This is a genomic window from Streptomyces gamaensis (assembly GCF_042656465.1).
Taxonomy (GTDB): domain Bacteria; phylum Actinomycetota; class Actinomycetes; order Streptomycetales; family Streptomycetaceae; genus Streptomyces; species Streptomyces gamaensis.
Genome location: NZ_JBHSPB010000025.1, coordinates 82608 through 94692 on the forward strand (window position 1 = coordinate 82608; position 12085 = coordinate 94692).

The following is a 12085-nucleotide window of genomic DNA, read 5'->3' on the forward strand; positions in this document are numbered from 1 at the left end:
CTGCGGTGCGGCGGGGGATCACGGTGGTGCGCCCAGAGCGGTCCGCAGCCCCTGGGGCCACACCATGCGGGCGGTGAACGGCAGGGGGCCGGGGGCGCTGGTCCACGCCGGGTGCGCCGCTTCGCGGATCTTGTCCGCGTTGAGCCGGCCGGCCCGGCCCAGCGTGCGGGCGAGGGCGCTCGCGACGGGCACGGGGATGTGCACGGTGCGCGGGGCGCGCCGCCCGAGCACGGAGGCGACGGCGGCCGCGATGTCCTCCCAGCGGTGTTCGTGGCCGTCGCTGACGTGGTAGACGGTGCCCGCGGTGCCGACTTCCGCTGCCGTCAGCAGAGCACCGCACAGGTCCTCGACGTGCAGCAGGGAGTAGTGGCGCGGGCCGGGGCGGCCCACGACCGGCAGCACCCCGGCCCGTACGGCGGCCGCGAGGTGCGGCAGGAAGGCGGGGTCACCGGGGCCGTGGACGATCGGGGGGCGCACCACCACCGCCGGCACCCGCGGGGTGACGCGCAGGGCGTGCTCGCCGCCGAGCTTGCTGCGGCCGTAGGCGGAGACGGGCCCGGGAGTGTGCTCCGCCCCGCGCAGCCGGCCCGGGCCGCTCGCGGCGAGCGAGGAGCAGTAGACCAGGCGCGGGGGGCGGGGGCAGGCGGCGACGGCGGCCGCGAGCCGGGCCGTGCCCAGGGTGTTGACGCGGGCGTACGTCTGCGGCCGCGCGGCGTGGGTGACGGCGGCCAGGTGCACGACGACGTCGGCCTGCGCGACCGCGTGGGGCAGGCCCGCGCCGGTGGTGATGTCGCCGCGCACGGTACGCGCGCCGGGGACGGTCACCGGGCGGCGGGTCAGGGCGGTCACGTCGTGGCCGTGCGCCGCCAGCCGGCGGACGAGGTGGCGGCCGACGAATCCGCTCGCGCCGGTGACCAGGAACCTCATGCCAGGCCCTCCAGTTCACGGGTGTAGAGGCGGTGGGTGCGCACGTGGCGGCCGCCCATGGCCCGCGCGTGGCGGTTGGCGTCGCGGTTGTCCTCAAGGATCCAGGAGAACTCGTTCTCCCTGTAGCCGAGTTCGGCGGCGGCGCGCTGGGCCCGGCAGAACAGGGCCGCCATCAGGCCGCGGCCCCGGTAGGCGCCGAGCACGCCCGAGGTCGAGGCGCGGGTGCGGTCGATGCCGGGCGTGCGGCCGGCCGTCCCGTGGCGCAGGCCGAGCGCGCCCAGGGCCTGCCGCCACCGGGGCGGGCGGGCCGCGCCGGGACGTCGCGCCTGATTGACGTCCGGCACCCACAGGGTGAATCCCGCCGGCTCGCCGCGCACGGTGGCGATCTGCAGCAGTCCCGGCCGGATGACGGCCTTCAACCGCTGTGCGAGGAGCGCGAATTCGCGGTCGGTGACCGGGACCGCGGCGTAGTTCCGCTCCCATGCCTCGTTGTAGATCCGCTTGACGGTGGCGAGGTCGGCGTCGAAGCGCGCCGCGTCGAGGGGCCGGATCAGCACGTCCGGATCGTCCAGGGCGCGTTGGGCGGCGCGTCGGATGAGGGGCGGGCACTGTCCGTCGGCGGGGACGGGGGCGTGCCAGGAGTAGAGGTCCTTGGCCTTGGTGAAGCCGCAGTCGGCGAACAGCCGCGGATAGTAGGCGGGGTTGTGGGGCATCCCGGTGGTCGGGGGTGCGCCGAATCCGTCGACCAGCAGCCCGCACTCGTCGTTGACGGTGAAGCTGAGGGGGCCGATCGCCCTGTTCAGTCCGTGGCCGCGCAGCCAGCGCGCGGCCGCCGCGAACAGGGCCGAGGCGACCGCGCCGTCGTCCACGCACTCGAAGAGCCCGAGCTGCCCGCAGTCCGCGTCGTGCCGTTCCAGATACCGCCGGTCGACGACCGCCGCGATCCGGCCAACGGTGCGCCCCGCGCGGCGGGCGAGGAAGAGCTGCGCGGTGCCGCTGTCGAAGAAGGGGTTGTGCCGGGGGGAGAGGAAGGCGCGTGCCTCACTGTCCGCCGGGGGCACCCAGTGGGGGTCGTCGCGGTAGAGGTCGTGGGGCAGGCGCAGGAACGCGCTCACGTCGCCGCGGCGCTGTACGGGCCGCACCGTCACCCCGGTCATCGCGCGCGCTCCGCCGACGCGCCGGCTCCGACGGCGGGGCCCTTCGCCGGGCGGGGCGGGGGCGTCTCCCGCGGCAGTCCGGTGCGGCGGGCCGCGGCGGCGAACGCGTCGACGATCCGCTCCAGGTGCGCGTCGGTGTGCGTGGCCTGGAGCGTCACGCGGATCAGGCAGCCGCCCTCGGGGACGGCCGGGGCACCCACGGCGTTGGTGTAGACGCCCTCGTCCAGCAGCGCCTGCCACATGCGCACGCAGCGCGCGTCGTCGCCGACACGGACAGGCACCACGGGGGTCACGCCGTCGCGCACGTCGAGCCCCGACGCGCGCAGTTCCGACCGGAGCCGGGCCGCGAGCCGCAGGACGCGGTCGCGCCGCCACGGCTCCTGCTGCGCGAGGTCGAGCGCGGCCAGCGCCGCGCCCAGGGCCGCGGGGGGCATGGAGGCGGAGAAGAGGACGGCCCGGGCGCTGTAGCGCAGGTAGCCGATCACCTCGGCCGGGCCGGCCAGGAAGCCGCCCGTGGAGCCGAAGCACTTGGAGAACGTGCCCGTGTACAGTCCGATCTCCTCCCGGAGTCCGAAGTGCTCGCCGACGCCGCGGCCGCCCTCGCCGAGCAGCCCGATGTCGTGCGCTCCGTCGACGACGAGGCGGGCCCCGTGGCGGCGGGCCACGGCGGTGAGGGCGGGCAGCGGGCACAGGTCGCCGTCCATGGAGAACATCCCGTCCGTGACGACGGCCGCCGCCGCGTGCGGATCGGCCGCGGCGAGGAGCCCGTCGAGGTGGGCGGCGTCGCCGTGCCGGTAGACGGTGCGGCGCGCCGCGCCCAGGCGGATCGCGTCGATGAGGGAGGCGTGGTTGGCGGCGTCGCTGAAGACCAGCTCGCCGGGGCCGAACAGGGCGGCCAGCGCGAGGTTGGCCTGCAGGCCGGTCGTGACCACCGCGGCGTCCTCCGTGCCGAGGAAGGCGGCGATCCTCGACTCCAGCTCGCCGTGCAGGGGCAGGGTGCCGTTCAGGGTGCGGGCGCCCGAGCACGAGGCGCCGTACCGCTCCAGCGCGCCGGTGGCGGCCGCGATGACGCGGGGGTCGTGGGCGAGGCCCAGGTAGTCGTTGCAGCCGGCCATCACCACGGACCGCCCGTCCACCCGTGCTTCGCCGCCGCCGGCGCGCATGGGCCGGTAGAAGGGGCTCACCCCGGTCTCCGCCACGGCCCGCAGCATGGCGGACGCGTCCAGCCGCTTGTCGAAGACGTCCGCGCGGCCGCCGGGTGACCGCCTCGCCGCCGGTACGCCCGCTCCGTCGCGGGCAACGTCCACCATGACCACGCAACCTCCGGTTGCTCATCGGTTTTCCGAAACAGCTCGGAAAAGCTCGGAAACAGCTCGGAACAGCTCAACATCGGCCCGGAATCGGCCAGTCCGGTCCTCGTGCCCGTACGCGGGAAGGACACACAGCCCGCCCCGAGGAACGCTCGGCAGCCGGTCGGACCGCCACCGCCCGGCCCGGAACGGGCCCCGCAGCCGCCGACCGCGAGGACGGCCCCCAAGGAAAGCACCGCCGCACACCCCGCATCGCCGGACAATCGCCCCCGAATGACGGGCAATCGGGCCCGCCGCGGCCCGTGGACGGCCGGGCGCAGAGGCCGCCCACCTCCCCCGACCGGCTCGCCCCGCGCCCGCGAGGTGCCGCCCGGAGCCCCTGAGGGGGCCGCCGTGAGAACGACCCGAAGGAGTGACCCGTCCAGAACGGGCCGTCACCCTGAGGCCACGTCACGAGCCCGGCGGGGGCACCCGGGACGCCGGGACAACGCGTTGCGCTCCCCGTCCGTGGCACCGGCCGCCGATCCGTGTCACGGGCACCGCCCGGTCTCGGGTCACGGGTGGCCGTGCGGCGATACGGACGTGCCCCCGCCACCGATCCCGGTATAGCCCCCGCCCTGGCGAACGCCGCACCGCACGCCACCGTGGCGCGCGCCGCTGCCCCGTCCCTCCCCGGCCCGGCGCTCCGGCCGCCGGGTCCCCCTGGCCCCGGGCGCCCCTCTCGCCGCCCCTGCTCCGGGGTGCGCGGCCGGCCCCTCGCAGCGCCCCGAGTTGCACGCGCTCCGCCGCCGCCCGCCCCGCGCCGCCCCGGTACGGGCAGGCGCCGGGGCGCGGTCACCCCCGCGACGGTCCGTCCGGCGTTCGGCTGTCCGGCCCAGGCCCGTCACCCTGCGGGGCCTTCCCCGCCACCGGCCCGCTCCGGGTCCGGATCACGCGACACGCCTTGTCCCCCTTGCCCTCCCGCGCTCCCGCAGGCACCCGGTGGGGGCTGGCGGTCCGTCAGAAGCTCTGCCACGGCGGACCCATGACGCCTCCTCCCGAATTGCGGCACTCCCGGGGTGCACGCATCGTGATCGTGAAGGCCCATCTCCCGCCTCACCCCAGGAGCCACACATGCGCACTCCCCACAAGGCCGGCCTCCTCACCGCTACCGCCATCGGCAGCACGCTCGCTCTCGTCCTCTCCACGACAGGCTCCTCCGCCACCGCCACCCCGCCGCCCGCACCCGCTCCTGTGGCAGCCCCGGTCCACGCGGCTCCTCCGGCTCCCCCCGCCGTCCCGGCGCCCGCGCGCCCCGCGCAGGCGGCCCACCCCGTACCGGCGGCTCGCGCCGCCGCCCCGGCGCCCGAGGTTCTGCGCAAGGCGGCCACTTCCACCGTCAAGGCCATCGACAACAACCTCATCCGCCAGCAGGCCGCGGCGCAGACCGCCGACTGCACCACCGCCCGGCAGCCCGCCGCCTGTCAGGCGCTCACCGCTCCGCTCGGCCAGCTGACGCGGGCCCGCACCACCCTCGAAAGACAGGCGGCCTCCCCCAATCCCGACCTGCGCACCATCACCTCCGCCACCACGGACGCGGTCGGCGCCACCGCCGAGATCGCCAAGGACCGGCACGACTCCAGGGGGCTGACGAGCGCCCTCGCCGATCTGGTCTCCTGGGTGGTGACGCCCGGTCTCAACGACGTCCTCTTCGGGGCCGGACACCTGCTCAAAGCCCTGCTCGGGCTCCTCAGCTGACAGCCCCGGCCCGTGCCCCGCGGCCCCGTCCGCCGTTCCGGGCGGGGCCGCACCGCCGGTCGAGAGGAGCAGCGGGACGCCGCCGTGCAGGCCGTGAAGTGAACCGTGAAGCGAGTGATCTACCCAGCCCTCCCGGCCCCTACACGCTCCGTCACCGCTGCGGGGGAAGTCCCGTGACAACCCGGCCCCGGCCGTCTCCGGGTCCGCTCACAGTGGGACCCATGACGCTCACCACAGCGGGCAAAACCCCCGGTCCCGTCCGGTACTACCTCACCTGCGACCATCACGGCTGCACCACGCACACCACCTTCGACCTCGTGATCCCCGACCCCGGCCCCGACCGCGACGACGACCTGTGGGGACATCTGCTGCACCACACCCACACCGCCACTCCGCACATCACCGGGCTCGGCTGGACCTACGCCCACGGCAACGGCTACACCTGCCCCGGCTGTACCACCGCCTCCGCCGCTCCGCGTCACCGTCCGCTGACCTCCTGACCCGGCCGCCCCCTGCCGTTCCTCTCCTCACATGACGCGGATCCCCGTGCCTTCCGGGACGGCCACGGTGCAGAATCGGCACCGGAGTTGAAGCCGGGCGTCGCCGCCACGGGTCGGGTGCGAAGGAGCGTGAAGGTGGACGGATCGCAGGAGGAGCACGGCAGGACGGCGCGCGCGAGGGAGGCGGCGTATTCGGCAGCGCGGCAGGAAGCCGCGCGGCTGACCGCGCGGGACATCCACGGTGTGGCGCTGACCTGGGTCGACAACGCGGGTCTCACCCGCGTCAAGGCCGTGCCCACCGCCCGGCTCCCGCAGGCCGCCCTCCGGGGCGTGGGCATGTCCCCCGTCTTCGACGTCTACCGGTCCGACGACTCCCACAACGGTGCCCCCGACGGCGATCTGCGTCTCTTCCCCGATCTCGGCCGGCTCACCGTGCTGGCGGCGCAGCCCGGTTGGGCCTGGGCGCCCGTCGACCGCTTCGAGCAGGACGGCACGCCGTATGCCGGCTGCCAGCGGCTGTTCGCGGCACGGATGGCGGAGCGGGCCCGGGAGTACGGTCTGGAGCTGCGCATGGGCTTCGAGACCGAGTGGTTCGTCACCTACGCGGACGGTGCTCCTCTCCCGGCTCCGTCCGCGCCGGCGGGCGGACCGGGCGCCGTGCGCTTCGCGGGCACCGGGCCCGCCTACGGCATGGCGCGGGTCGTGGAGACCTCCGGCTACCTGCGGGACGTGCTGCGGGCGCTCGCCGAGCAGGACGTCGAGGTGCTCCAGGTCCATCCCGAGTACGCGCCCGGCCAGTTCGAGGTCTCCGTCGCGCCGGACGGTCCGGTCGGCGCCGCCGATCTCGCCGTCCTGGTGCGCGAGACCCTCCGCGCCGTCTCCGCCCGGCACCGTCTCAACGCCTCCTTCGCGCCCGTCCATACGCTGGGCACCACGGGCAACGGCGCGCATCTGCACCTCAGTCTCCACGGCGAGGGCGGCACCCTCTGCCGCGGCGGCCCCGGTCCGTACGGCATGACCCGGACGTGCGAGGCATTCCTCGCGGGCGTGCTCGACCATCTTCCGTCCCTTCTCGCGCTCACCGCGCCGCTGCCCGTCAGCTATCACCGTCTCGTCCCCCACAACTGGGCGGGCGCCTACCAGTGTTGGGGTGCGGAGAACCGGGAGGCCGCCCTGCGCTTCGTCCCCGGTCCGCCCGGGGACGCCGACGCCGCCAACGCCGAGCTCAAGTGCATCGACCCCGCGGCCAACCCGTATCTCGCCGTGGGCTCGGTGATCGCCTGCGGGCTGCACGGCATCGACTCCGGCGCGACCCTCCCGCCGCCGGTCGCCGGAGACCCCTCCCACCGTCCCGACATCAAGCGTCTACCCGCCGCCCTCCCCGACGCTCTCGAACACTTCACCCATTCCGCCCTGATGCGCTCGGTCCTCGGCGATCCCCTCTTCCAGGCGCTCGTGGCCGTCCGCGAGGGCGAGATCGCGCTGGCCCGGGGCCGTTCACCGCAGGAGCTGGTGGACGCCACGGTGGACCGGTACTGACGCGGGCCCGGACGAAGGGGAAGCACCGTGACGACAGCCCCGGCGCAGGACGCGTGGCCGGACACGTGGCCGGACAGCGGTATCGGCCCGCTGGTGGACCACCACTGCCACGGCGTGGTCCGCCACGGCCTCGACGAGGACGGCTTCGCCTCGTACTTGACGGAGTCCGACCTCCCGCCCGCCACCGGCACCACCTTCTTCGACAGTCAACTCGGCTTCGCCGTACGGCGCTGGTGCCCACCGCTCCTCGGGCTCCCGGCGCACTGCCCGCCGGCCGACTACCTCGCCCGCCGCCGCGAGCTGGGCGTGCGCAAGGCCGCCGAACTGCTCCTGCGGGCCACCGGGATCGGCGACTTCCTCGTCGACACCGGGCTGCCCGGCGACCTCACCACCCCGGACGAGCTGGCGTCGGCGGCCGGTACGCGCGCCCACGAGGTCGTCCGGCTGGAGACCCTCGCCGAACGGGCCGCCGACACCAGCGACGGCCACCGGTCCTTCCTGGACTCTCTCGCCACGGCCGTCCAGGAGGCCGCCCGTACCGGCGTCGGCTTCAAGTCGGTCGTGGCCTACCGCTACGGGCTCGACCTGCCCCCGGACCCGCCCCCGCCCGGCGAGGTGCGTGCGGCCGCCGACCGGTGGCTCGCCGCCCGGGCGCCCGGTGGCCGGGTCCGCGACCCGGTGCTGCTGCGCCATCTGCTGTGGTCGGCCGTCGCGACCGGGCTGCCCTTGCAGTTGCACACCGGATTCGGCGATCCCGACCTGCGGCTCGACCGCTGCGACCCGCTGCTGCTGACGGACTTCGTCCGCGCGGTCCGGCCCACCGGCTGCCCTCTCGTGCTGCTGCACACCTACCCGTACCACCGGGGCGCCGCCTATCTCGCCAACGTCTACCCGCATGTGTTCACCGATGTCGGTCTCGCCCTCGCGCACACGGGGGTGCGTGCCCGTACGGTGCTGGCGGAGACGCTCGAACTCGCCCCGTTCGGGAAGGTGTTGTTCTCCACCGACGCCTATGGGCTGCCGGAGCTGTACCTCGTGGGAGCGCGGCTGTTCACGCACGCGCTCGGCGGGCTGCTCACCGAGTGGGTCGACGAGGGCGCCTGGTCCCCCGGTGACGCCGCGCGCGCGGCCCGGCTCATCGCGTCCGGCAACGCCCGCCGGCTGTACGGTCTCGACTCCCCCGGCCCGGGAGCGTGATCCCGAACCGGACTGTCACGTCCGGGGTTTACGGGCCCGGCTCGGCTGAACGCGCGGGGGTTCGCCCTTCATCTTGGGGTGCTCCGGCGGATACGGCAGATCGCCCAGTCCGTGCTCGCGCTCGTCCCGCTCGGCGCGTTCCAGCGCGGCCTCCAGCGAGCAGGGCCGCATCTCCATCCCGGCGTGCACGTCACCGGCCGCGGCGTACCGGGCGGGCATCGTGGCCAGGTCGAAGTCCTCGGGCACGGCGCTGGTCAGTTCCTCCCAGCGCAGCGGGGCGGAGACGGGGGCGCGCGGGCGGGGGCGTACGGAGTAGGCGCTGGCGATGGTGCGGTCGCGGGCGGTCTGGTTGTAGTCCACGAAGACCTTGGCGCCGCGCTCCTCCTTCCACCACGCGGTCGTCACGGAGCGCGGGCAGCGCCGCTCCAGCGCGCGGGCGACGGCGATGGCGGCCCGCCGCACCTGTACGAAGGTCCAGTGCGGCACGATGGGGACGAAGACGTGCAGGCCGCGGCCGCCGGAGGTCTTGGGCCAGCCGGTCAGTCCGAGTTCGCCGAGGACACCGCGGAGTTCCAGGGCGGCCCGTACGGCGTCGGCGTAGTCGGTGCCCGGCTGCGGGTCGAGGTCGATGCGCAGTTCGTCGGGGTGGTCGGTGTCGGCGCGGCGCACCGGCCAGGGGTGGAAGGTCAGGCAGCCGAGGTTGGCCGCCCACAGGACGGCGGCCGGGTGGTCGGGGCAGATCTCGTCGGCGTGCCGGCCGCTGGGGAAGGTGATCCGGGCGGTCGGGATCCACTCCGGGAGGTTGCGCGGAGCGCGTTTCTGGAAGAACGACTCGCCGGTCACTCCGTCGGGCCAGCGCTCCAGGGTCGTGGGCCGGTCCTTCAGGGCGCGCAGGATGCCGTCGCCAACCGTCAGGTAGTAGCGGGCCAGGTCGTACTTGGTGAAGCCGCGCTCGGGGAAGTAGACCTTCTCCGGGTGCGAGATCCGCACCGTCCGTCCGCCGACGGACAGCTCCTCCGTGTCGGCCATACGCCCAAGCTAAGCGCCGCGCGGGGAGGTCGGCATCCCGTGCGCGGGCCCGCCGCGGCCGGTCATGCCCCCGGAGCCGCCGAGGGGCGCGCGGGCGCCGCTGCCCGCACAATCGCGCCCATGGACCTTCCGGTGATGCCCCCGCTGCAGCCCATGCTGGCCAGGTCCGTGGCGGCCATCCCGCCGGGCATGCAGTACGAGGCGAAGTGGGACGGCTTCCGGGCCGTCGTCTTCCGTGACGGGCCGGAGATCGAGCTGGGCAGCCGTTCCACGAAACCGCTCACCCGCTACTTCCCCGAGCTCACGCGGGCGCTGCTCGACCGGCTCCCGCCGCGCTGCGTGCTGGACGGGGAGATCGTCGTCGCCCGCGGCGGGCGGCTCGACTTCGACGCCCTGCTGGAGCGCATCCACCCGGCGGCCTCCCGCGTCGCTCTGCTGGCCGGGACGACCCCGGCGTCCTTCGTCGCCTTCGACCTGCTGGCCCTGGACGACGACTCCCTGCTGCACGTGCCGCAGCGGGACCGCCGCGAGGCGCTCGTCGGCACGCTGCGGGGTGCCACGGCGCCGTTGTTCACCGCCCCGGCCACCGGTGATCTGCCCACCGCGCGGCGCTGGTTCGAGGAGTTCGAGGGCGCGGGTCTGGACGGGATCGTCGCCAAGCCGCCCGGGCTGCCGTACCTGCCCGGCGAACGCGCCCTGTTCAAGATCAAGCACGAGCGGACCGCCGACTGCGTGGTCGCGGGACTGCGGCTGCACAAGAGCGGTCCTGTCGTGGGCTCGCTCCTGCTCGGCCTGTACGACGCCTCGGGCACCCTGCAGCACGTCGGGGTGTGCGCGGCGTTCCCGATGCGGCGGCGCGCGGAGCTGATGGAGGAGCTCGCGCCCCTGCGCATGGACGACGCGCAGGGCCATCCATGGGCGGGCTGGACGGACCCGCAGGCGCAGTCGGCGGCGCGGCTGCCGGGCGCCCCCGGCCGGTGGACCGGTGGCAAGGACCTGTCCTGGGTGCCCTTGCGGCCCGAGCGCGTCTGCGAGGTGGCCTACGACCACCTCCAGGGGGACCGCTTCCGGCACACCACGCGGTTCCGGCGCTGGCGGCCCGACCGCGAACCCGCCCAATGCACCTACGAGCAAGTGCGGGAGACGGTCCGTTACGACCTGGGGGACGTCCTCTCCGGCGGGTGCTGATTCACCCGAATTCACCCGAAAGGCCCGTTCGACGCAGCACATCCCTTACTGACGGGGCAACACCTAACGGTGTGAAAGGTACGGAACGCCACTGACCCGGTCAGGGGGACGCATGAGACACAGCAACCGCACGCCGTCACCACGCCGCTCCGTCGTCCCGCGCCGGTGCGCCCGCCCGGCGCTCCCCGCGCACCCGCGCCCGCGCGCGGCCGCCGTGCGCCGGGGTGTCGCCGTGCTGGCGTGCGCGGGCGCGGTGTGCCTGCCGGGCGCGCCCGGGCCGGCGCTCGCCGACAGCATGGACGACCCCGCCTCCCCGTTCTGGGTCGAACCGGCCGGGCCGGCCGCCCGTCAGGCCGAGGTGTGGTGGGAGCGGGGGCGCGAGGACGACGCCATGGCGCTGCGCCGGATCGCGGACCAGCCGACAGCCGTCTGGCTGACCGGCGACGACCCCGAGCAGCAGGCGGAGGAGGTCACGCGCCGGGCGCAGCGCACGGGCCGTATCCCCGTGCTGGTCGCGTACAACATCCCGCACCGCGACTGCGGTCAGTACTCCTCGGGCGGGGCCCGGGACGCCCGGCAGTACCGGGCCTGGGTGGCGCGGGCCGCCGCCGGCATCGGCGAGCGGCGCGCGTGGGTGGTGCTCGAACCGGACGCGCTGGCGCAGTGGGTCTCGGGCTGCGTGCCCGCCCCGGCGGACCGGGAGCGGCTGCCCCTGCTGGCCGAGGCGGTACGCACGTTCAAGTCGCTCCCGGACACCTCGGTGTACGTGGACGCCGGGAACGCTGGGTGGATCAGCGACCAGCGGCAGCTGGCCTCGGCGCTCACCCGTGCCGGGGTCGCGGAGGCCGACGGCTTCGCGCTCAACGTCTCCAACTTCCATACGACACCGGTCACTCGGGAGTACGGCGACCGCCTCTCCGCGCTCCTGGGGGGCGCCCACTACGTCATCGACACCAGCCGCAACGGCAACGGGCCGCTCTCCGCGCCCCCGACGCCGCCGGGCGGTGGCGAGGGGACCGCCCCGGGGGACGGCCGGGAACGCCGCGCGGGCGGCACCGGGCAGAAGCCGCCGGACGAGCAGCCGTGGTGCAATCCGCCCGGCCGGGCCCTGGGTGCCGCGCCCACCGTCGCCACCGGCAACGAGCTCGTGGACGCCTATCTGTGGGTCAAGCGGCCGGGCGAGTCGGACGGGGAGTGCCGTGGCGCGCCGCCCGCGGGCCGCTGGTGGGCCGACTACGCGCTGGGGCTGGCCCGCGCCGTGCCGGCTGTGCCCCCGCAGGCACCGGCCCGGCCGGCTGCACCGCAGGCCCCGGTGCCGCCTCCCGCGCAGCCCCCGTCGCCTGCCGCGCGACCGGTGCCCGTCACTCCGGCGGCGCCGCCCCCGCCCGCCGCCCGTCCGGCACCGGCCGCACCGCCCGGTCGGCCGCCCGCCGCCGCACGCCCGGTCCCGGTGCCGCCTCCCGCGCGGCCGGCCGCTCCGGCGGCTCCGCCGGCACCACCG

The 12085-nt window shown here is 75.4% G+C and carries 9 protein-coding genes and 1 pseudogene; 6 read left to right on the forward strand and 4 right to left on the reverse strand.

The window, feature by feature from the left end; all coding sequences use genetic code 11:
- Nucleotides 1-18: 18 nt before the first annotated feature.
- Genes ACFP1Z_RS29305 through ACFP1Z_RS29315 form a run of 3 tightly spaced genes read right to left on the reverse strand, consistent with a single transcriptional unit; the run spans nucleotide 19 to nucleotide 3394 of the window.
- Complete coding sequence (locus tag ACFP1Z_RS29305; RefSeq protein WP_390320725.1) at nucleotides 19-927, reverse strand: NAD-dependent epimerase/dehydratase family protein; 909 nt, start codon at nucleotides 925-927, stop codon at nucleotides 19-21.
- Nucleotides 924-2084: a GNAT family N-acetyltransferase gene (locus ACFP1Z_RS29310; RefSeq protein WP_390320726.1), complete on the reverse strand. Its 1161-nt coding sequence runs from the start codon at nucleotides 2082-2084 to the stop codon at nucleotides 924-926. The genes ACFP1Z_RS29305 and ACFP1Z_RS29310 overlap by 4 nt, the downstream gene beginning before the upstream one ends.
- Nucleotides 2081-3394 (reverse strand): aminotransferase class I/II-fold pyridoxal phosphate-dependent enzyme, encoded by a 1314-nt coding sequence (locus ACFP1Z_RS29315; RefSeq protein ID WP_390320727.1) that lies wholly within the window; start codon nucleotides 3392-3394, stop codon nucleotides 2081-2083. The genes ACFP1Z_RS29310 and ACFP1Z_RS29315 overlap by 4 nt, the downstream gene beginning before the upstream one ends.
- Nucleotides 3395-4507: 1113 nt before the next feature.
- On the opposite strand from ACFP1Z_RS29315, the gene ACFP1Z_RS29320 reads away from it, so the two are divergent.
- The 4 genes from ACFP1Z_RS29320 (at nucleotide 4508) to ACFP1Z_RS29335 (ending at nucleotide 8367) form a co-directional block, all read left to right on the forward strand.
- Nucleotides 4508-5131, forward strand: a complete 624-nt coding sequence (locus ACFP1Z_RS29320; RefSeq protein ID WP_390320728.1) for a hypothetical protein — start codon at nucleotides 4508-4510, stop codon at nucleotides 5129-5131.
- Between the two features lie 221 nt (nucleotides 5132-5352).
- On the forward strand, nucleotides 5353-5631 hold the full coding sequence (locus ACFP1Z_RS29325) for a hypothetical protein (protein ID WP_390320729.1): 279 nt from the start codon (nucleotides 5353-5355) through the stop codon (nucleotides 5629-5631).
- Nucleotides 5632-5766: 135 nt separating this feature from the next.
- Nucleotides 5767-7170, forward strand: coding sequence for a type I glutamate--ammonia ligase (locus tag ACFP1Z_RS29330; RefSeq protein WP_390320730.1), 1404 nt, complete (start codon nucleotides 5767-5769; stop codon nucleotides 7168-7170).
- 27 nt (nucleotides 7171-7197) lie between these two features.
- Entirely contained in the window at nucleotides 7198-8367 is a 1170-nt protein-coding gene (locus ACFP1Z_RS29335; protein WP_390320731.1) for an amidohydrolase family protein, read from the forward strand.
- A 15-nt stretch (nucleotides 8368-8382) separates the two neighbouring features.
- On the opposite strand, the gene ligD is transcribed toward ACFP1Z_RS29335, so the two are convergent.
- Nucleotides 8383-9396, reverse strand: a complete 1014-nt coding sequence (gene ligD, locus ACFP1Z_RS29340; RefSeq protein WP_390320732.1) for a non-homologous end-joining DNA ligase — start codon at nucleotides 9394-9396, stop codon at nucleotides 8383-8385.
- Nucleotides 9397-9516: 120 nt separating this feature from the next.
- Between ligD and ACFP1Z_RS29345 the strand changes: the two genes are divergently transcribed.
- The gene (locus ACFP1Z_RS29345; protein WP_390320733.1) at nucleotides 9517-10584 is read left to right on the forward strand and encodes an ATP-dependent DNA ligase; all 1068 of its coding nucleotides are present in this window, start codon (nucleotides 9517-9519) and stop codon (nucleotides 10582-10584) included.
- A 112-nt stretch (nucleotides 10585-10696) separates the two neighbouring features.
- Nucleotides 10697-11848 (forward strand): annotated as a pseudogene (locus ACFP1Z_RS29350) (glycoside hydrolase family 6 protein); the annotation flags it as partial.
- Between the last annotated feature and the right edge of the window lie 237 nt (nucleotides 11849-12085).